General features: G+C 56.0%; 12 protein-coding genes and 1 tRNA gene. 12 read left to right on the top strand and 1 reads right to left on the bottom strand.

The window, feature by feature from the left end; genetic code table 11:
* The first annotated feature begins 42 nt into the window (after positions 1-42).
* From P2G88_RS06655 to P2G88_RS06610, 10 genes are all read left to right on the top strand, one after another.
* Positions 43-243: a helix-turn-helix transcriptional regulator gene (locus P2G88_RS06655; RefSeq protein WP_275795080.1), complete on the top strand. Its 201-nt coding sequence runs from the start codon at positions 43-45 to the stop codon at positions 241-243.
* 76 nt (positions 244-319) lie between these two features.
* Complete coding sequence (locus tag P2G88_RS06650; protein WP_275795014.1) at positions 320-1,213, top strand: WYL domain-containing protein; 894 nt, start codon at positions 320-322, stop codon at positions 1,211-1,213.
* A complete protein-coding gene (gene brxF, locus P2G88_RS06645) occupies positions 1,204-1,671 on the top strand; it encodes a BREX-3 system P-loop-containing protein BrxF (protein WP_275795013.1) in 468 nt (155 codons plus the stop codon). Before P2G88_RS06650 ends, brxF begins: the two co-directional genes overlap by 10 nt.
* Before the next feature lie 34 nt (positions 1,672-1,705).
* Positions 1,706-5,446 carry a DUF6079 family protein gene (locus P2G88_RS06640; RefSeq protein ID WP_275795012.1) on the top strand — a complete coding sequence of 1,247 codons (3,741 nt, stop codon included), beginning with the start codon at positions 1,706-1,708 and terminating at the stop codon, positions 5,444-5,446.
* A gap of 70 nt (positions 5,447-5,516) precedes the next feature.
* A complete protein-coding gene (locus tag P2G88_RS06635; RefSeq protein WP_275795011.1) occupies positions 5,517-8,312 on the top strand; it encodes a DNA methyltransferase in 2,796 nt (931 codons plus the stop codon).
* On the top strand, positions 8,312-11,086 hold the full coding sequence (locus P2G88_RS06630) for a DNA methyltransferase (RefSeq protein ID WP_275795010.1): 2,775 nt from the start codon (positions 8,312-8,314) through the stop codon (positions 11,084-11,086). The genes P2G88_RS06635 and P2G88_RS06630 overlap by 1 nt, the downstream gene beginning before the upstream one ends.
* A gap of 22 nt (positions 11,087-11,108) precedes the next feature.
* Complete coding sequence (locus P2G88_RS06625) at positions 11,109-12,899, top strand: RNA-binding domain-containing protein (RefSeq protein ID WP_275795009.1); 1,791 nt, start codon at positions 11,109-11,111, stop codon at positions 12,897-12,899.
* Positions 12,896-15,709 carry a helicase-related protein gene (locus P2G88_RS06620; RefSeq protein ID WP_275795008.1) on the top strand — a complete coding sequence of 938 codons (2,814 nt, stop codon included), beginning with the start codon at positions 12,896-12,898 and terminating at the stop codon, positions 15,707-15,709. The genes P2G88_RS06625 and P2G88_RS06620 overlap by 4 nt, the downstream gene beginning before the upstream one ends.
* Entirely contained in the window at positions 15,706-17,721 is a 2,016-nt protein-coding gene (pglZ, locus tag P2G88_RS06615) for a BREX-3 system phosphatase PglZ (protein WP_275795006.1), read from the top strand. The genes P2G88_RS06620 and pglZ overlap by 4 nt, the downstream gene beginning before the upstream one ends.
* On the top strand, positions 17,718-18,434 hold the full coding sequence (locus P2G88_RS06610) for a hypothetical protein (RefSeq protein ID WP_275795005.1): 717 nt from the start codon (positions 17,718-17,720) through the stop codon (positions 18,432-18,434). Before pglZ ends, P2G88_RS06610 begins: the two co-directional genes overlap by 4 nt.
* A gap of 263 nt (positions 18,435-18,697) precedes the next feature.
* On the opposite strand, the gene P2G88_RS06605 is transcribed toward P2G88_RS06610, so the two are convergent.
* Positions 18,698-18,772, bottom strand: a tRNA-Arg gene (locus P2G88_RS06605).
* Between the two features lie 273 nt (positions 18,773-19,045).
* On the opposite strand from P2G88_RS06605, the gene P2G88_RS06600 reads away from it, so the two are divergent.
* Both P2G88_RS06600 and P2G88_RS06595 read left to right on the top strand, forming a co-directional pair.
* On the top strand, positions 19,046-19,444 hold the full coding sequence (locus tag P2G88_RS06600; RefSeq protein WP_275795079.1) for a cytochrome c5 family protein: 399 nt from the start codon (positions 19,046-19,048) through the stop codon (positions 19,442-19,444).
* Positions 19,445-19,586: 142 nt separating this feature from the next.
* Positions 19,587-22,211: an EAL domain-containing protein gene (locus tag P2G88_RS06595; RefSeq protein ID WP_275795004.1), complete on the top strand. Its 2,625-nt coding sequence runs from the start codon at positions 19,587-19,589 to the stop codon at positions 22,209-22,211.
* Positions 22,212-22,217: the final 6 nt, after the last annotated feature.

Genomic DNA, 22,217 nt, shown 5'->3' with positions numbered 1-22,217 from the left:
GCCATTTTGGATGACATTGTGTCATTTAAGAGGTTAAACGGCGTGATAAGGTGTCACTTAGCTCGACTGATGGGCGAACGGAAAATGAAGATCATGGATGTGGCCAGAGAAACCGGCCTAAACCGCAATACCGTCACCCTGCTCTACAAAGAAACCGCCCAACGCATCGATCTCGAAGCCATCGATAAATTGTGCGATTTGTTTGAGTGTGAAGTGGGCGATTTGTTGGAAAGGGTTAAATAACAACAAGATAAAAATGTTGATGCCCGTATCAAAATGATACAGACTCAGTCCACTAAGAAACCAGCAGGGGACATGTATGGACTGGAAGGACTTAAGCTTTTCCCAAAAGCAAAGGCTTGCCTACATCGACTTCAAGCTTCTCTTTGTTGGATACGTCACAAGGGCGGAAGTCGTTAACTACTTCAGCCAAGGCCTTTCTTCAGCTTCGCGGGATATCACGCTCTATAAAGAGCTGTGTCCTAGCAATATGGAATATGATTCTCGTGATAAGTGTTATTACCAAACTGCGCAGTTCAAACCTTTAGTCGAGCACGATGCCAAGAAAACACTGGCAAAACTTGCTAATCAGATCTCTGATGGATTGGATGCCATAGCGGATATCGATTTTCCTGTTGAAGCACCTAGCCAACTTAATGTGCCGGACATTTTTATTGTTGCTCGCTTGGTGCAAGCCACCATTAACAAGAAAGCTGTCAGCATTATTTACACATCTCTAAGCAGCGGATCTGGGGCAAGAGAGATTGTGCCTCATAGCATTGTGGATAATGGCCTTCGCTGGCATGTTCGCGCATTTGACCGCAAATCCTCTAGCTTTCGAGACTTTGTCATTACTCGTATATCTAAAGCCAGCATTTTAGAAGCTGAAGTCAATCATGGGGAAGACAAGCTTGATGATCATCAATGGATGCGTATGATGCCACTGCGACTGGTTCCCCATCCTTACAATATTAGACATCCCAAAGCAATAGAGTTGGACTACTCAATGACCAATGGCATGCTTGAGTTGAATGTGCGGGCTGCAATGGCGGGGTATTTGCTTCGGCGCTGGAATGTTGATTGCTCCAACAAAGCCTTGTTGAGGGGAGAGGAATATCAGCTTTGGCTTGAGAATACTCCGACGCTTTATGGTGCGCAGAACCTGGAGATAGCACCTGGTTACCACTTTGCTGATGAAAATGGGTGGAAATAGAGGTGCTTGCGAAAGTTGAACAAATGACACGTGAAATCGGTGACCTCAATAGTAAGCTGATGCTGTTGGTGGGCCCCAGCCGCAGCGGCAAGACCCAGCTGCTCCGACAATTGGGTGCCAAGCTCAGCATCGAGCCGCTCAACGTTGGCCTGGAGCTAGGCCGCCGTTTGGCTGCCATGCCGATGAAGAAGCGCAGCTTATCGGCAGGCGAGCTGCTGCGCGAAATCGCAGACAAGGAACGCACCGACGCTCCGCTACTTCTCGACAACCTCGAACTGCTGTTTGAGCCGAGCTTACAGATCAACCCGCTTGACCTCGTCAAGCGGTTGGCTCACTCCAAACGTGTCGTGGCCGTATGGCCGGGCGAGCTGCATAGTGACCGCTTAGTATACGCCGACATTAGCCACCCAGAACATCGAGACTACAGCCGCGATGGCTTGGTTGTACTCGAAATTTGACGTAAAAATTTAAAATAAGGGAAGAGAGAACCATATGGCAAAGAACATGAAATACGGAGATCTGATCCAGTTCGAGCAGATCGAGTCAGTCATTCAGCTGCTCGATGCTGGGCACCCGGACGAGGCCAAGAAGCTCGTCGCGACCTATGTCATCTCCGACGACATGGCCGAGCGGATCTCCAAGCTTATGGTTCCCCAGCTCAGTTTTGAGGACTCGGTCGATCACAAGGGCGTGCTGATCGTCGGCAACTACGGCACGGGTAAATCGCACTTGATGTCGGTGCTGTCGCTGGTGGCTGAAGACGCCACCTATGCATCTATGATACGTCATCCGAAAGTTGCTGAGGCGGTTGCCCCGATCGCTGGTCGTTTCAAGGTCCTGCGTATTGAGGTGGGCGGCCTGCAGATGCCGTTGCGCCAGATCATCACCCTGCAGCTTGAGCGATTCCTGGAAAAGCTCGGCGTCGACTACACCTTCCCGACCGCCGACAAGGAGCTCAACAACAAGGACTCGTTCGAAGAGATGATGGCTGCGTTTGCGGAAAAATTCCCCGACCAGGGCTTGCTTCTGGTTGTCGATGAGTTCCTGGAATATCTGCAGTCCCGCCGCGATCACGAGCTGGTGCAGGACTTGGCGATCCTGCGTCAGATCGGCGAAGTCACCAAGCACCTGAAGTTCCGCTTCGTGGCTGGTGTGCAGGAAGCCATCTTCGACAGCGTGCGCTTCCAGCACGTCGCCGACAGCATGCGGCGAGTCAACGAGCGCTTCACCCAGATCCTGATCGACCGTCAGGACGTCAGCTTCGTCGTCTCCGCGCGCCTGCTCAAGAAGACGGCTGACCAGCAGAACAAGATCCGCGAATACCTCACGCCGTTCGCCAAGTTTTACGGCTCTATGAACGAGCGCATGGACGAGTACGTGCGGCTGTTCCCGGTTCACCCGGACTACCTGAAGACCTTCGAGCAGATCCACTTCACCGAGAAGCGCGGCGCACTCAAAACCATCGAGGCCGCCATGTTGGCCATCCTCGACCAGGAGGTGCCTGCCGACAAACCGCTGTTCATCAGCTACGAGAGCTTCTGGAACACCGTCAAGGCCAACTCGGTCCTGCGCGCCGACCCGAACATCAAGGAGGTCATGCGCGTGTCCGAAGTGCTGGAGTCCCGCGTGCAGCAGGCCTTCACGCGCCCGGCCTACAAAGCCATGGCGCTGCGCGTCATCAATGCGTTGGCCGTCCACCGTCTGACCACCGGCGGCGACATCCATGTGCCCATCGGCCCCACGGCCGCCGAGCTGCGCGACGCATTGTGCCTGTTCCAGCCGGGCGTGGAGGACATGCCCGGCGATCCGGCCGAGAACCTGCTGTCGATGGTCCAGACCGTCATGCGGGAAGTGCTGAAGACCGTCAACGGCCAGTTCATATCCAAGGCGCCGGACACCGAGCAGTACTACCTGGACCTCAAGAAGGACATCGACTACGACGCGCAGATCGAAAAGCGTGCCGAAGCCCTGTCCGACGATGCGCTGGACCGCGCCTACTACAGCGCCATCAAGGCACTGATGGAGTGCAGCGACGACCTGCGTTACCCCGGCTTCCAGATTTGGCAATACCAGATCGAGTGGCAGGAACGCCGCGTCGAGCGCATGGGCTACCTGTTCTTTGGCGCCCCCAATGACCGCCCCACGGCCCAGCCCGAGCGCGACTTCTACATCTACTTTATCCAGCCCTTCGACAAGCCGAAGTTCAGCGACAACAACCTGGCGGACGAAGTGTTCTTCCGCCTGAAGTCGCCGGACGAGGACTACAAGCGCTATCTGTCGCAATACGCGGCGGCACTGGATCTGGCGTCCACCGCCAGCGGCGGCGCGAAAGCCATCTACCTGTCCAAGGCCCAGGACTCGCTGCGCGCCATGAGCAAGTGGCTGCAGGAAAAGCAGATGACCGCGTTCGAGGTCACCTACCAGGGCAAGACCAAGACGCTGCAGGACTGGTCCAAGGGCGTGTCCCTGCGCGACCGTGCGCGACTGGGCCCGGACGAGCGCATCAACTTCCGCGACGTGGTGAACATCGTCTCCGGCCTGGCACTGGGTCAGCGCTTTGCCGACATCTCGCCCGAGTACCCCACCTTCTCGGTGCTGGTCACCGAAGCCAACCGCAAGCAACTGGTGGGCAATGCGCTGCGCGCGCTGGCTGGCGGCACCCGAACCAAGGATGCCGCTGCCATCCTCGATGCGCTGGAACTGCTCGATGGTGACCGCGTCGACCCCGCCAATTCCCGCTACGCGCAGGAAGTGCTGAACCGCCTCAAGGCCAAGGGCCACGGCCAGGTGCTCAACCGCAGCGAACTGCTGTCGGGCACATCGGACGTCGAGTATTTCGCGCCTATCAAGTACCGGCTGGAGCCCGACCTGTTGGTCACCGTGCTCGGCGGCCTCGTCTACTCTGGCGACATTGTGCTGTCGATCACCGGCGACAAGATCGACTCCGGCAAGCTGGTGCAGCTCGCAGAGCGTTCGCTGGAAGAGCTCAAGCAGTTCAAGCACGTCGAGGCACCCAAGGAGATCAACCTCGCGGTGCTGCGTGCCCTGTTCGAGTTGTTCGATCTGCCGTCTGGCCTGGCCCAGAAGGCCAGCCAAGGCGATACCGAGCCAGTCATCAAACTGCAGGAGAAAGTCAGCGCACTGGTGCCGCGCGTGCTCAAGGCTGGCTCCGACCTGCAGCAAGGCAAGCTCGGCTTCTGGGGCCAGAACCTGCTGCGCGAGGAAGAAGCCAAAGACTGGCACGCACGGCTGGATTCGCTGAAAAAGTTCACCGAGTCGCTGACACCGTACAACACCGTCGGCAAGCTCAAGAACCTGCGTGTCACGCAGGAAGACCTGGACGGCCAGAAGAAGAATCTGGAGATCCTGGCCGCCGTCGAACGCCTTCTCGAACTGGTGGTGGAACTGGGCAGTACGGCGTCCTACCTCTCGCAGGCCGAAATGGTGCTGCCTGCCGAGCACCCCTGGGTGAAGCAGGCCGAAGCAGCCCGCAAGGCCCTGCAGGACAAACTGAGCCAGGACCGCACAGCCGAGCACGCCGCCGAATACCGGCAGACGCTCAACCAGCTCAAGAAGGACTACATCACCGCCTACATCGCCAGCCACAGCAAGGCGCGGCTGGGCGTGGCCGAGGACAAGACCCGCAACGCCCTGCGCAAGGATGACCGCCTGCTGGCACTGCGTGTGTTGGCCGGCGTGTCGCTGATGCCCACCAGTCAGCTCACCGCGTTCGAGGAATCGCTCAACGGCTTGAAGAGCTGTTCCTCGCTGGATGAGCCGACCCTGGTCACGGCCGCCGTCTGCCCGCACTGCCAATTCCGCCCCTCTGCCGAGCAGTTGGAGCTGATCCCGGCCGCCAACCGCCTGCACAAGCTGGATGACGATCTGGATGAACTGCTGGCCAACTGGCAGCAGACACTGCTGGAGAACCTGGAAGACCCGTTCACGCAGGACAGCCTGGGCCTGTTGCCACCTGCATCCAAGAAGCTGATCGACGCCTTCCTGACTTCACGCAAGCTGCCGGACCCGATGACCACCGAGTTCACCAATGCAGTGCAGGAGGCGCTGTCGGGGCTGGAGAAGATCGCGGTCAAGGGCGACGAGATCAAGCAGGCACTGCTGCAAGGCGGCTCGCCGGCCACGCCGGATGATCTGCGCAAGCGCTTCGACACCTTCATGAACGAGCGCTGCAAGGGCAAGGATGCCACCAAGCTGCGCTTCGTGATCGAGTGACGTGGTGGATGAGAACCAAGAGTCGGCGCTGGCGAGAAGGCGATGACAACAAGAATTTGAGGAACGACTGATGAGTGATCTTTTCCAGAACCACGCGGCCAAATCCGGCCCGGTTGAATGCCTCGGGCAAACCTTCCCTAGCGATGAGGCTCGCCGCGAGCACTACCTGAAGCTGCTTGCTGAGAAACTCAAGGACCCTGCGTTCCGGAAGATCGAAGGCTTTCCCCAGGGTACAGATGAGGCAATTCTGGCTCTATCTGATCCGCCGTACTACACGGCGTGTCCAAATCCGTTTATCGGGGACTTTGTCCGGCACTATGGCAAGCCTTATGACTCGTCTGTTCCGTACAGCAAAGAGCCGTTTGCAGCCGATGTTAGCGAAGGTCGAAATGACCCGATATGTAACGCTCACAGCTATCACACCAAGGTTCCGCCAAAAGCTGTAATGCGGTACATCCTTCATTACACAAACCCTGGCGATCTCGTATTTGATGGCTTCTCTGGAACCGGGATGGCTGGGGTTGCTGCCCAGCTGTGTGGTGACCAATCCGCAGTTCAATCCCTCGGCTACAGGGTAGATGGTAACGGGGATATTTTTGGAGAGACCCGGAACGAACAGGGCGAAACAAAGTGGGAGAAATTTTCAAAAATTGGCGCTCGCAAAGCGATCCTAAATGATCTCGCGCCAGCTGCAACATTTCTTGCGCACAACTTCAATTCCGGGTCAGACCCAATTGCATTCGAAGCAAAGGTTAAGAAGATATATGACGATGTAAGAGCAGAGTGCGCCTGGCTTTATGAGACTTCTCATACGGATGGTATATCGAAGGGGCAGATTAATTACGCTCTTTGGTCGGATGTTTTTAACTGCCCGGAGTGTGCAGGGGAGATAGTCTTTTGGAATGTAGCAGTTGACTCGGATGCTGGCGAGGTCAGAGAGCGATTTGATTGTCCTCATTGCTCAAAGAATCTAAATAAGAAAGCGCTTGAGCGAGTCTGGATCACGAAACACGACCGATTAATCGGTCAGACCATCAAACATGCGAAACAGATCCCGGTGCTAATTAATTACACTTTTAATGGGCGACGGTATAACAAGAAACCAGACCTGGGCGATTTCGAGTTACTCGAAAAGATAGAAGAGAAAGATATTCCCTATTGGGTTCCAACAGACGAGTTGCCAGACGGTTTTAACACTAGGCAGCCTAAGTTTTCCCACGGGATTACGCATGTCCACCATTTCTTCTACAAAAGAAATTTATGGACGCTAGCGGCGTGCTGGAGTCGAGCCGATTCGCCAGAGCTGAAGTTTTTGTTCACATCCATGATGTACAAGTCAACTCAACTCTGTGCGCCGCTTATGTCGAATTATTTCGCTGCGCTTAAAGGACAGAATCGGGGCGGCTGGGTAGGAAAGGAAAGAACGGGAACACTCTATTGCCCCTCAATTCACAGCGAAGTCCCTATATTTCCGCAGATTTCTTCGAGGTCATCTTCGGCATTTGTCAATGTAGGAAAGATTGAGAACGTTGCGATTGGTACGTCATCGACATCAGTCTTGGATATTGATTCCAACTCTTTGGACTATGTTTTTATTGATCCGCCTTTCGGCGCAAATATCAATTATTCGGAAATGAGCTTCCTCTGGGAAGCATGGCTAAAGGTGCGCACGAACAATAAGACAGAAGCCATTGAAAACGACATTCAGGGAAAAGGTGCCAACGAGTACCGTCAAATAATGACGACTTGTTTCAAGGAGGCCTATCGCATTCTGAAGCCAGGTCGTTGGATGACTGTGGAGTTCTCTAATACGAAGGCTTCGGTTTGGAATAATATTCAAACTGCCATATCTGAGGCCGGGTTCATTGTTGCTAATGTCTCGGCGCTCGATAAGAAGCAGGGAAGTATCAACGCCTACATTTCAACCATTGCAGTCAAGCAAGATCTTGTTATTTCTGCATATAAACCTAATGGTGGACTTGAGAATAGATTTGCATCCTCCGGCGGGACAGAGGACTCAGTTTGGGACTTTGTTCGAACCCATTTGAGTTATCTACCAACCGTAAAGGTACGAAATGGCAGTTTGGAGTTCATAGCTGAGCGAGATCCGAGGATTATCTTCGATCGAATGGTTGCGTGGTTTATTCGGCACAATGTCCCGGTTCCCATGTCCACGCATGAATTTCAGGCAGGCCTGTTGCAGCGCTTTGTTGAGCGGGATGGGATGATTTTTCTGCCTGATCAGGTTTCTGAATATGACAAGAAAAGGATGCAAGTCGCAGTCGCGCCTCAGATGGAAATGTTCGTTTCCGATGAGCGCAGCGCAATTGATTGGTTGGCAGATTTCTTGAAGCGGCGACCTTCAACATATCAGGAGATTCATACTGATTTCATCAGCCAGTTGGGTGCAGGTTGGAAAAAGCACGAATCAAAGCCAGAGCTTTCCGCCTTACTCGAAGATAACTTTATCGAGTACGACGGCACGGGTGAGGTTCCGAGCCAGATTCATAGTTATCTCTCGACCAACTACAAGGATCTTCGCGGGCTGGACAAGAACAGCCCTGCACTGGTGGCCAAGGCCAAGGATCGCTGGTACGTGCCCGACCCGAACAAAGCACAGGACTTGGAGAAGAAGCGCGAGAAGGCGCTGCTCAAGGAGTTTGACCAATACCGTGCCTTTACTGGCCGGCGTCTGAAGGAGTTCCGACTGGAGGCGCTTCGTGCAGGCTTCCACGCGGCATGGGCCGCCAAGGATTACCAGACGATCATCGATATCGCGAAGAAGGTGCCCGATGAAGCGCTGCAAGAGGACGAGAAGCTACTCACCCTCTATGACCTCGCGCTGACCAGAACGGAAGAAGTTTAATGAGTGATCTTTTCCAAAACCACGCTGCCAAGACAGGCCCGGTCGAATGCCTTGGCCAGACATTTCCCAGCGAGCAAGCCCGACGCGAGCACTTCACCAAGCTGCTGGCCGAGAAGCTGAAAGATCCGGCGTTCCGCAAGATCGAGGGATTTCCGCAGGGTACAGACGAGGCGATTCTCGCGATGTCGGACCCACCTTACTACACCGCATGCCCGAACCCCTTCCTTGAAGACTTCGTGCGTCACTACGGCAAGCCTTACGACCCCAGCGTGAAGTACAGCCGCGAGCCGCAGACCATCGACGTCTCGGTCGGCAAGACAGATCAGCTTTACAAGGCGCATTCGTATCACACCAAGGTGCCGCACCTCGCGATCGTCCCGTCCATCCTGCATTACACGGAGCCAGGTGACATCGTGCTCGACGGCTTTGGTGGCTCTGGCATGACCGGTGTAGCTGCCCAGTGGTGCGGATCGGCACCATCATCCTATCGGCATGAATTGGAAACCGAATGGAAGAAGCAAGGTAAGTTAGTACCTAAATGGGGTGCTCGGCGCGTCATCCTGAATGACCTGTCGCCAGCAGCCACCTTTATCGCAGCTAACTACAACCTGCCGTTCGACGTAGACGCATTTGCCAAGGCCGGAAAACAACTGCTTAAGGAAGTTGAGCAGGAAATTGGCTGGATGTATGAGACGACGCACACGGACGGCAAAACCAAAGGCAGAGTCGAATTCACGGTCTGGAGTGAGGTTTTCACGTGCCCGCATTGCGCAGGTGAAATCAACTTCATCGACGAGGCCCTAGACGAGGACAGTAAGAGAGTAAGGGACACCTTTCCTTGTCCGCACTGCGGAGCAGACGTGAACAAAGACAACCTTGACCGGGTTCTCGAGTCTCGAGTCGACCCTGCGACTGGCGAAACATGGAAGCGCGTTAAGTTTCGTCCGTCAGTGATGTCTTATGTTGCGGGAGGGGTTCGGCGAGAAAAACAGGTCGACCAAGACGATCTGGCTGTTTTGGCAAAGATCGATGCAATGCCGCTGCCGGCCGGTATGCCTACAGTTCGCTTTCCTATTGAGCAGATGTATCACGGCTCGCGAATCGAGCCGAAGGGCTTTTCGAGCGTCCACCACTTTTTTTTGCCTCGTGCTGGGCACGCCCTTGCTGCTTTGTGGACAAAGGCCAACGCGCATCCGGATAAACGTATTCGCGAAATGCTCTTGTTCTTCATTGAACAATCGATCTGGGGTTTCTCGGTTCTAAATAGATACAGTCCGTCCCACTTCTCACAGGTGAATCGTGCACTTAACGGCGTCTACTACGTAGCGTCGCAACACGCGGAGTGCAGCCCACAGTACAACCTTAGTGGGAAGCTTGATCGCTTGATAAAGGCATTTGGCGCCTACAGGACTGCACCAAATTACGCAGCGATCAACACCGGAACCGCTGCTGGATTACCCCTTCGTGACCAGAGTATTGATTACGTTTTCACCGACCCGCCGTTCGGAGAGAACATTTACTACGCTGACCTAAATTTCCTTGTCGAGGCGTGGCACGGAGTGGTCACGGATGCGAAGCCGGAAGCCATTGTCGATAAATTCAAGAATAAGGCGCTTCCGGAATACCAGCACCTGATGCAGCGCTGCTTCGCCGAGTATTACCGCGTCCTCAAGCCCGGACGCTGGATGACGGTGGTCTTCTCCAACAGTAAAGCAGCAGTATGGAACGCCATACAGGTGGCATTGCAGCAAGCTGGATTCGTAGTGGCGGAGGTTACTGCGCTCGACAAGGTGCAGGGTAGCTACCGGCAGGTCACGTCGACCACGGCAGTGAAGCAGGATTTGGTGATCTCTGCGTACAAGCCAAATGGCGGCCTCGAAGACAGATTCAATCGCGATGGCCCGACCGTGGATTCGGCTTGGGACTTCGTGCAGACGCACTTGAAGCAGCTGCCTGCCGTGAAAGTCACGTCTGGGTACCCGCAGGAGCTTCTGAACATCGTAGAGCGCGACCCTCGTCGCATCTACGACCGCATGGCGTCTTGGTTCATCCGCCACGGCGCGATGGTGCCAATCTCGACGCCGGAGTTTTTGGCTGAACTACCCGTTCGTTTCCGCGAGATGGACGGCATGGTGTTCTTGCCCGAACAGCTGGTCGAGTACGAAAAGGCGCGGTCGCGCATACCGCAGGTGAAGCAAGCGGAGTTGTTCGTTTCTGACGAACGTAGCGCCATCGACTGGCTGACCAACTTCCTGCTCAAGCGCCCATCGACTCGATCGGAGATTCACCCCGAGTACATTCCGCAGATCGGGTCGGCCAAGCGCAAGGGCGAGATCATTCCGGAGCTGGACGATCTCCTTGAAGACAACTTCCTGCGATATGACGGCGACGGTGACGTTCCAAATCAGATTTCCAACTATTTATCCAAGAACTTCCACGACTGTCGTGGGCTCGATAAAAGTCACCCAGTGATGAGGTCCAGGGCCAAGGATCGCTGGTACGTGCCCGACCCGAACAAGGCGCAGGACCTGGAGAAGAAGCGCGAGAAGGCGCTGCTCAAGGAATTCGAGACCTACAAGGCGTTCACAGGTCGCAAGATCAAGGAATCGCGCCTTGAGGTGCTACGCGCCGGTTTCCGCGCGGCATGGGCAGCCAAGGACTACCAAAGCATAATCGATATTGCCAACAAGTTGCCTGAAACGACTTTACAGGAAGATGAGAAACTGCTCACCCTCTATGATCTGGCGCTGACCCGTACCGAGGACGGTATTTGATGACCGAGGTGGGGAAAAAAGTGTGAATCAGGACGAATTGCTGGCTCGGCTGAACGGAATCGAGTGGAACGATTTTGAGTGCAAGCGCGCCCAGCGCGGCGTGCCGGAGGATGCCTATAAAACCGTTTCGGCCTTTGCCAATACGGCGGGTGGCTGGTTGGTATTTGGCGTCAGTGAGGTGAATGGCGGGCTGGAGGTGACCGGCGTCGAAGAGCCTGACAAGGTTCAGAATGACTTTCTTGCCGTGTTACGTGGGGGGCAGAAGCTCAACCGGGTCATTGCCGTTGATGCCCATCGCGTTGATGTCGACGGTAAACATGTCTTTGCGTTCCATGTGCCTGAGCTGCCGCGTTCTGAAAAGCCGGTCTACCTCAAGGGTGATCCGCGGCAGAGCTATATTCGACGTGGCGCGGGCGACGAACAATGCACACAAAGTGAGCTGGAGCGCTTTCTGCGCGATGCGGCACAGGATCGCTACGACGGCGCGGTGCTGGCCGAGCTTACTGCGGAGTCCTGCTTCGATCTGGAGACCGTCAAGTGGTACCAGGCGCAGTTTGCCCGCCGCAACCCCGAGCATGCCGAAATCACCGATCCGATAGCTTTTCTGTTGAACTGGAATTTTGTGGTTGAGCAAGGTGGCACGCTGCACCCCACTCGTGCGGGTGTGTTGCTGTTTGGCACTGGCCGTTTCGTGCGCCAGATCCTGCCCAGGCCGGTGCTGGACTATCAGCGCATCGACACGGTTTTTGATCAGTGGTCGGCCGAGCAGCGCTGGCACGACCGCTATGTATTCGAGGAGAACATCTTTCAGACCTGGCAAGGCTTGGTGGCGCGCTATATGCGAGTTGCCGAGCATCCGTTCTCGCTCGACCCGACCACGCTGCGCCGCAACGATGATCCGCCCGACTATGTAGCCTTCCGCGAGGCGGCCATCAACCTGCTGATCCACCAGGACTACGGCGACCACGGGCGCAAGGCATCGATCAAGCTGTTTACCGACCGCACGGTGTTCTGGAACCCCGGCGATGCCTTCGCAACCGAAGCCGAGTTGCTTGACCCGACCGAAAAGGAAGTGCGCAACCCGGCCATCGTGAAGGCATTTCGCCGCATTGGTCTGTCGGATCAGGCAGGTACCGGTATTCGCGCCATCTTCCGAAACTGGCATGAGCTGGGGCGTACGCCACCACGGCTGAAGAACGACAAGGCGCGCAAGGAATTTGAGCTGGTGCTGATCAACAAGCCCTTGATCACCGATGCCATGCGGCGCTTCCGTGAAACTCTGGGAACCAATTTGACGCCCGAGCAGGCCGATGCGCTGGCGTTGGCGCTGTCACTGCCAGAGGCCGAGCCGCTCACCCTTACGGCGATCCGCAGCCTTGGTATCGGCACCACCCAGCAGGCCCGGGCGGTGGCCGACCATCTGGTGCGGCAACAGTTGCTCGATCAGCTTAGTGATACGCAGTTTCAGGCCCGCGAAGCGATCCGTCAGCGCTTTGCCCAAGAGGCGCAAGCGCAGGCCAAGGATCAAGCTGGGACCAAGTCGGGACTAAGTGGGGGTCAAGTCGGGACCAAGTTGGGACTAAGTGTTGAGCAGCACACAGTGTTAGCCCAGATGACCGATGAACACGATGTAGCCACCTTGATGCAGTGGGTCGGACGCAGCAACAGGAGCAAGTTTCGCGATGTAGTGCTGAAGCCCTTGCTGGCATTGAACCTTGTCGAAATGACCGTCCCTGACAAGCCTAACAGCAGCAAGCAGCGCTATCGCCTGACTGAACAAGGCAAAGCACTACGCGATGAGGTCGCTCGATGACGCAAGCTGAGCGTGACTTCACCATCGGCGACTGGTGCTGGTTCACCCGGCAGGCATCGCCGTGCCGCGTGATCGAGCGCCAGGACGTGTGGGGCGAGGTCGCCTACCGCGTCTGGCTGCCGGCTAAGGACGCGGTGGTGCGCGCTCGGGCAGCTGACCTTGATGCGCTGGAAAGCGTGCGCCCGAGCGTGGAGCAGATCCTGCACACCACGGCAGCAGCCAAGCTGCTGGATGCGCTGGAGGACAACCTGCTGTTGGCGCCGATCCAGTCCAGCGTAGTACCGCTGCCGCATCAGCTCTATGCGCTGAACCGTGCGATCAGTCGTGACTGCATCCGTTACCTGCTGGCCGATGAGGTAGGCCTCGGCAAGACCATCGAGGCTGGCCTGGTGCTGCGCGAATTGAAGTTGCGTGGCCGGGTGAAGCGCATCCTGGTGGTGGCGCCCAAGGGGCTGGTGCGCCAGTGGCAGGCTGAAATGCGCCTGCACTTCGGCGAGAAGTTCCAGTTCATCGAGCCGTCCGAGCTGGCAGCCTTCCGCCAGTGGCGCAGCGGCGGCGCGGGCGAGGAAGAAAACCTGTGGCGCATGCACGACCAGGTGATCTGTTCGCTGGACTCGGTGAAGCCGCTGGAAGGACGTCGCGGCTGGAGCCTGGAGCAACTCAATACCTATAACCGCGAGCGCTTCGAGGACCTGATCTCGGCATCGTGGGATCTGGTCATCATCGACGAGGCTCACCGTATGGGCGGCAGCACCGAGCAGGTGGCCCGCTACAAGCTGGGCGCGGCACTGGCCGAAGCCTCGCCCTATCTGTTGCTGCTGTCGGCCACACCGCACCAGGGCAAGACCGACCAGTTCATGCGGCTGATGCAGTTGCTGGACCGCGAAGCCTTCCCGGACGAGAGCAGCGTCAGCCGCGACCGGGTTCGGCCCTTCGTGATCCGCACCGAGAAGCGTGTGTCCATCAATGCCGAAGGCCAGCCGCTGTTCAAGCCGCGCGTCACCCGGCTGCAGGCCGTTGCCTGGCAGGCACGCCACGGTTCGCAGCAGCGCCTGTACGAGGCGGTGACCGACTATGTGCGCCACGGCTACAACCAGGCTATGGCGGCCAAGCAGCGCCACATCGGCTTCTTGATGATCCTGATGCAGCGGCTGGTGACTTCCAGCACGGCAGCCATCCGCACCACGCTGGATAAGCGCCAGGCTCTGCTTGAAGCACCGCAGCCGCAGGCCAACCTGTTCGAGAACACCAGCTTTGAGGAGTGGGCGGACCTGGACGGTCAGTCCCAGGTGGAGCTGGCGATGCAGTCCAGCGGTTGGGAGCTGGAGAAGTCTGAAGTCGAGATGCTGCTGGATCTGGCGCGGGAAACCGAGGCCGCTGGCACCGATGCCAAGGCCGAGGCATTGCTGGAGCTGATCTACAAGCTGCAGCAAGAGGAAGGCGACCCGGCGCTGAAGGTGCTGATCTTCACCGAGTTCGTGCCCACGCAAGCGATGCTGGCCGACTACCTGGAGAGCCGTGGCTTCTCGGTGAAGACGCTCAACGGCAGCATGGACCTGGAAGCTCGCACGCGTGCGCAGCAGGCGTTCTCCAAGGATGTGCGCGTGCTGATCTCGACGGACGCCGGTGGCGAAGGTCTGAACCTGCAGTTCTGCCACGTCATCGTCAACTTCGACATGCCGTGGAACCCGATGCGGATCGAGCAGCGCATTGGCCGGGTGGACCGCATTGGGCAGAAGCACGTGGTGCGCGCCATCAACTTCGTTCTTGAAGACACCGTGGAGCACCGCGTGCGCCAGGTGCTGGAGGAAAAGCTGGAGGTTATCGCGCAGGAGTTTGGCGTTGACAAGGCGGCCGACGTGATGGATTCGGTCGAAGCGGACCCGATCTTCGACGAGCTGTTCGTGCACGGTCTGCAGAACCCGGACGCCATCGAACAGGAATGCGACGCGGTGGTGTCGCAACTGCGATCCACCCTGGCAGAGTCGAAGAAGAACAGCGACCTGCTCACTACCGAGCACGATCTGGACGCCGACGATGCCCGCAAGTGGCGTGACCACCCGGCGCAGTTCTGGCTGGAGCGTGCCATCACCAGCGGGCTGGCCGCCCGTGGTGGCTCGGCCACCAAGGTGGGCAATGCGTGGCGGGTGAAATGGGCAGACGGCAGCGAGTCGGCACAGGCTTGCTTTGACGCCCGCACGGCGGATGAGAACCCGGAGTTGGAATGGGTCACGATGGAAGACCCACGTGCCCGGGCGGTGATCAGTGAGCTGCCGCGCTTTGTCGCCGGGCAGCCGCTGCCGGTGATCCGCGTGACCGGCTTGCCGGATTCGGTACGCGGCATCTGGTCGCTGTGGGAGATCAGCCTGGCGGCTGAGGGATTGAGCCGGAAGCGTTTCCTGCCGGTGTTCATCAACGAGGAAGGCCGCCCCTTTGTGCCGACCGCGAAGCGCGTCTGGGATCTGATGCTCACTGAAACGGTGGACGTGTATGCCGTCACCGGTGCCGAGGAGTCAGCGAAGTGGTTCGAGGCATCCCATGCCTCCGCCAGTACACAGGGTGAACGGATCTTCACCGAACTGCTGACCGAACACCTCGCCCGGCTGAAGGAGGAACGTGAGCGTGCGGTGTATGCGTTCGAGGCCCGAGGCCAGGCCATTGGACGAATTGGCCTGCCCGCCGTGCGTGAGCATCGGCGCAAGCGACTGCTACAAGAACACGAGGCACGCATGGCCGCCCTCGATGACATGGAAGCCAGCGTGCCGGATTTGAATGCCGTGATGATGGTGCGCGTCGGAGGTGATGCATGAGCCTTTGGACGGACCGCATCCTAAGCCAGTTCACGGCCGACCTCACCCGGCTGTGGGTGGCGTGCGACCCTGATGATGTGTTGCTCGACGAGAAGCTGTTGACCAAGCTACGCGATCGTGGCTTTGAGCTGATGCTGTACGAAGACCCGTTTGCCTTCCGCGCTGAGTACGAGGAGCGCTACCGCGCGGCATGGGATCGAGGTGAGCAAGGACCAGCGCCCTCGCTGGTTTTGCATCTGCGCAGCACCGACGCGAATGCGTTGCCATGGGACATCGTGCATCACGGGCGTGTGGTGCGCCTCAGCCTTGCCGATTTGTTCCCCAAGCTGGCTTACAGCGCCGTGCAACAAGTCGAGCCGGAGCATCTTGCCGGGCTGTTTCATTCCCATCAGACCGAACTCCAGTCCGTGCGCGGCGAGAACGAGTCCAAGGACTTCATCCTCGAACACGTCTACCAACTGGCGCCGAGATCTATTCGCAACCCCGTGGACTTCTGGCGCGAGTTGCTGCGGATGCACTTTGCCAACCGCTCGCTGCCGCCCCTGTTTGCTCAGCACGCGGCAGGCATCGTTCAAGGAAAGGGATTGTTCGCCGACCAGCCTGTCGCCACATGGCTGGCATCGAAGAGCACGCTGCTGCGCGTGGTGCAGGATGCGTGGTATCGCTACCTCAATACCCTGGGGCTCGATGGCATGCGCACGGGCGAACCGCCACCGCCAGACTACGTCGCCAAGATCGAGATCCCGTTCGAGCATTCCGATGTGCAGGTACTGGTCGACTCCATGTTCCTCGACGGCAGCTTGCATCCGCTGGCAGTGCACAGCGTCCCGGCGGGGATGCCGAGCTGGATCAAGGCGGGGATCGTTCAAGACCCGGCGGCGTTGCAGGCTTTGGTGCTCAAAGGCATTAATGGCCTGATCGAGACGACCCCAACGGAAGCTTCTTCGCACAAGGACTGGAGCGAGTTCGCCAAGCGCTACGGTGAGATCCTGGCCCGCACGCACGGCCTGCCTGGCACGGAAGGCAGCGAACACCTGCCAGTGATTCGGGAGCGGCTCAAGACCTTGCAGGCGCAATCGGACGAGCATCTGCAAGCCTGGGTCGCAGCCAAGCACTATGCCGACCTGATTCTACAGCCGGTAACCAAAGGCCCGGTGATGGTCCACCACGTGCCGCGCTTTTTGCGCCATCGGCGATCCGCAGGGGAAACCAAGGTGGCTCTGCTGGTATTCGACGGACTGGCCTTCGACCAATGGGTTCAGATCCGCGAGCGCCTGATCTCCACCACGAAACGATTCGCGTTCGATGAGGGAACCGCGTTTGCATGGCTGCCGACCGTGACATCGGTGTCGCGGCAGGCGCTGTTCTCCGGTCTGAAACCTCGTGAGTTCGACGACTCCATCGACCGGACGGACAAGGAGGAATCCTTGTGGAAGACGTTCTGGCAGAACGAAGGCGTCAACACGAATGAAGTGATGTACCGACGCGCGCTGCGCCAGATTGAGCAACTGGATGCGCTTGAGGCGGACTTGAACGACCGGTGCCCGAAGGTGGTGGGCCTGGTCATCGATGAGGTGGATGATCGGCTCCACAAGGAGCGATCGAAGAAAGACGTGGCGATGTGGATCGGCAACTGGCTGACAACCGGTTTCGTCGATCGGCTGTTCTCGCTGCTGCTGGACAAGGGTTATAATATCTATCTCACGGCGGACCACGGCAACGTGGAGTCCACCGGCGTCGGCAGACCCAACCAGGGCGTCATTGCCGAGACGCGCGGTGAGCGCGTGCGGGTCTACCGGAGTGAACCGCTGGTGGCCGATTCCGCTGCGGCCTATCCCACCACAGTGAGGTTGGACATCGCTGGACTACCCGCGAACTTCATGCCCCTATTCGCAGGCGGACGAACCGCCTTTGTGCCGGAGGGCGAGCAGGTGGTGGTCCATGGCGGGGTGTCGGTTGAAGAGTTGATCGTGCCCTTTGTGAAAGTCAGTTATGTGATTGGTTCCGAATGAATTCATCAGCCCCAAAAATAGGCTTTGATCGGTTCATTCAGCTTGATTGGGCGGCTGCGGCACTGAATATTCGTGCGGGCGTGGCTGGGCTAGATGATCTGAATGCACTGCTTGATGCAGCCGAGCTTGGTGTAGAAGCCAAGAAGAAAACACGCACCGTATTGAATCGGCTGTGGCTGGAACCACGCGCCGAACTGGTCGATTACGCGGATCGTGGAGTGGCCATTCACAGGACGCAGCCGGACATTCCGGTCGCCGCGCTGTGCTGGGGCATGTCCGTGGCGACCTACCCGTTCTTTGGCAAGGTGGCTGAGCTGGTAGGCAGGCTGTCCGCCATTCAGGGCGACTGCGCGTCCGTCGAGGTGCATCGCCGGATGAGCGAAACCTACGGAGAGCGCGAAGGGACCCGGCGCATGACCAACATGGTTATTCAAAGCCAGACGAGCTGGGGCGCCGTGGAACGGGTCAAAAAAGGCAAGCGCATCATTCGCTTGCCACAGACGAGTATCGATAACGATGCGCTGGCTGCTTGGCTGACCGAAGCTGCTGTCCGCTACGCCGGCAAGCCCCTAGCAGTTCCCAGTCTGCAGTCACTACCTGTGCTGTTTCCTTTCTCACTTAACCGGCCTTTACCCTACGTTGTCTCAAATAATTCTAACCTTGAACTTATATCGGAAGGCCCGAGTAATCAATTTGTCGCCTTGAGAATTTAAACAGAACATAGACTAGAGTTGCTGATTACCGGGACAGTTCGCTGGACAAGGATGCCTAATGTTTTACAACACTACCCACCACAACAGCGACTAATTTTTTAAACTGGAATTTGTTTGAGAAGTATGAAATATCTGAACATCAGATGATTATGAATGATAGCTCTGACTGGAGGCTAACAGTGTTGGCCTGACCACTTATGGTCACCATATGGTCACCGATTGTGATATGTTAGTAATCGCTATCTATAAAAGTCTTTTGGGGCTGGCGCTCTCGATAGGGATCGAACCTATAACTTGGCCTCCGGAGGGCCACGTGATATCCATTTCACCACGAGAGCGTATTTGCGCGAGCTATCTTCGCCATGCATTCATTTAGACATGAACTTATCTGCGAAGGCGGCGTACTATGCCTTAACTCAATGTCTAAATCAATCCTACCGGTCCCTGGAATGCTTGCTCTGCTTGTTCTGGCAGGAGGATAGGTTAGTGAAATCTATAGCGTTAATAGTATCGGTGATAAATGGTTGTCGGTGCGTTAATAACCTTTATAATCATACGCCTTTAGACCCAAATTTCAGATGAAGAGCGGGAGTGCGCTTGTGAAACTAAGAATGATTACTTTGTTAGCGGGGTTATCTTTGGCTTTGGCTTTGGCTGGTCAGGCTGCTCAGCAAGCTGACAACTCAAATGAAGCCATTAAGGAACGTATCAAGCCCGTTGGTCAGGTGCGCGTTGCTGGTGCTGAGGCGCAAACAGCATCCACAGCCGGTGGTGCTCGCTCAGGTGCCGATGTTTACGGCAGTTCCTGTATCGCTTGCCACGGTCCTGGTGTACTCGGTGCACCAAAAGTCGCTGATCCTGCATGGAAAGAACGTCTGGAAAAGGGTATGGATACCTTGCTGCAACATGCACTGGATGGTTTCAATGCAATGCCTCCTCGTGGTACCTGCAGCAGCTGTTCAGATGATGAAATCAAAGCGGCTATCGAACATATGATCGAGGGCGTGTAAGCGCCTAATAATCAGAGTCTTTTAGACGTCGAAAAGACCACCTTTTTGGTGGTTTTTTTGTTTAAATTAGGTTAATTTGAATCGGATAACCTTTAAGCAGTTGTGCTGTAAAGAGACAGCTTTCCAGCAATAATGAGACGATATGGCGGCCATTTCGAGCGCTGATGCCATGAGTGCCGAAGAGCTTAGGGCTCTGGTACCTCAGCTTCAGCAGCTTACCGAAAAATACAAGCAGGCAGAGGCATTGCAAAAAGCCCTGTTTGATATTTCTGAACTCGCCAATTCTGTTAGTGAGCTAAGCCGCCTTTACCCCGCCATTCACGAAATTATCGCCGGCATGATGAATGCCCAAAACTTTTTCGTCGCTATGTTTGATCAAAGCGGCGAAGTGGTGGAATTTGTCTACTTTGTGGATCAATTCGATGAGCTGATGGTGCGCCAGATGCCTGCTGCCAAGCTGATGAGCGGCCTGACTGGGTATATTCTGCGAAGTGGCAACTCTCTGTTTCTTACCAAGGAAAATTTCAAAGAAACAACCCAGGGACTTGGTATTGAAAACCTGGGCGCCGATGCAGTGGATTGGATTGGTGTACCGCTAAAACGCGGTGCACAGGTGATTGGCGCCATGGTAGTTCAGAGCTATGACGACGCCATCCGCTACAGTGACAAGGATCTGGAGCTTTTGCTCTTCGTTTCCCAGCATATTGTCAATGCGCTGGATCGTGTCAAAAACAGGGAAATAACCGAGAAAACCATTCGTGATCGTACCCGTCAGCTTCGTCAGATAAACCAGGAACTGCAGGAAGAGATCCAAGAAAGACAAAAAATTGAATCGCTGCAACAGGCGCTGTTTGAGATTTCAGAACTCTCCGCCAGGGTGGAGCAGGATATGGAAGTCTTTTATGCCAGCCTGCATGGTGTACTTGCCCGGCTATTGAGTGCACCGAACTGTTACATTGCGCTGTTAGATGATCAAAGACAGAACCTGGTCTTTCCTTATTTTAGTGACGAGAAAGATAAAACCGCTGCGCCGCGTCCCGTTAGTAAGGGACTTACCGAATACGTTATAGACAGTGGCCAGGCAGCGTTAATCGATGCTATTCGCGCGCAGGAATTAGTGGCACAAGGCATGCTGGATCCCGCTGTGAGCGAGCGCATGAAAGAGCGCTCTAATAGTTGGCTGGGTTCACCATTGGTCGTGAAAGGTGAAATTGTCGGTATTGTTGCGGTACAAACTTACGACAACAAAAAGACATATAGTCTTAAAGACTTGGAGCTTTTAAAGTTTGTTTCGCACCATATTGCTGTGGCCATGGAGCGAAAACGTGCTGCCGATGCGTTGCAGGAATACAGTCAGCAACTCGCAGACAAAGTAAAGGAGCGCACCGAAGAGCTGTACAAAACCAACCAGCACCTGAAGAAGCAAATAGAAGAGCGTAAAGAGATTGAGCTCAAGCTTATCCATGATGCGCATCATGATGCCCTGACCGATTTGCCTAACCGGGTGATGTTCAGCAATCGCTTGGAATTAGCGGTTGCCAATAAAAGACGCCATCCGGAAAACAACTTTGCCGTACTTTTTATCGACCTGGACAGGTTCAAGCTTATCAACGATACCATCGGTCACCATGCCGGCGATATGTTCTTGATAGAAGTGTCCAAGCGCATCGCTGAATGTATCCGAGGTCATGATCTGCTGGCCCGTCTGGGTGGTGATGAATTTGTGATTCTGCTGGATAGCCTGGAGCAGGAAGAGGATGCCGAGGAAGTCGCTTCCCGCATTATCGAGCTACTGTCCAAGCCCTACATGTTAGATGACAAAGAGATGTATTCCGGCGCGAGTATCGGCATTGCTTTTGTGCAGAGCTGGTATGGTAGTGCCGAAGAAGTCATTCGCGATGCCGATGCTGCAATGTATCAGGCCAAGGCATTGGGCAGAGGGCGCTATATCAGTTTCGATACCAGTATGCGCGAGCGCCTGTTGGAAGAGTTGGAACTGGAGAATCAGTTCCGTCATATGCTCAAAGAAGGGCTGTTTGAATGCTATTGTCAGCCGGCCACGAACATCATTAACAAGCAATGGATTTACCTGGAATGCTATGTGCGTTGGCTGCATCCTACCTTGGGGAAGGTGAAGCGCGAGCAGTTCTGGCAAGTGGCAGAGCATAGCGGTCTGACCATCGAAATGGACCGCTTTATGCTGGATAAGGCCTGCCAGCTTCTTAATGCCGCACAAATGGGGGCGTCTGATTTTCCAGTTGGTACCAAGGTGGCATTGAACCTTTCCATTAACCATCTGATTCAGAAGAAGTTGGTTGATCAACTACTTGAGCAAATTGCCGAGGCCGGGGTAGAGCCATCACAGTTGGTGCTGGAATTCGATGAAAATGCCCTCAACAGACGTTCGCAGCATGTGCTTCCGGCCCTTAAGCATTTGAAGAAGGCGGGGATAACCCTGGTGCTGGACAACTTCGGCAGTGGGCTTGCTTCGCTGAGCTATCTTTATTCCTATCCATTCGATTATGTGAAAATCGATCACCGCTTTATCAAGAGTCTGCCGCGCTCCAGCAAAAACCTGAAAATGATCCAATCGGTACTCAGCATTGCCGAGCATTTGGGCTTTCAACTGATCGCCGAAGGTATTCAGAATAAAGAGCAATTGGATGCGCTTTTGGACATCGGTTGTGAACTGATCCAGGGGGCTTACGTTGCACCTTCTCGCCCTCTTCTGGACTATATCCCAGAGCCGAGCCGGCAGGCGCTTTAAGACTAA

This window comes from Aliiglaciecola sp. CAU 1673 (assembly GCF_029223185.1).
Lineage (GTDB): Bacteria > Pseudomonadota > Gammaproteobacteria > Enterobacterales > Alteromonadaceae > Bowmanella.
The sequence above is the reverse complement of the archived record's forward strand: the minus strand, read 5'-3'. Positions and strand labels throughout refer to the sequence as shown.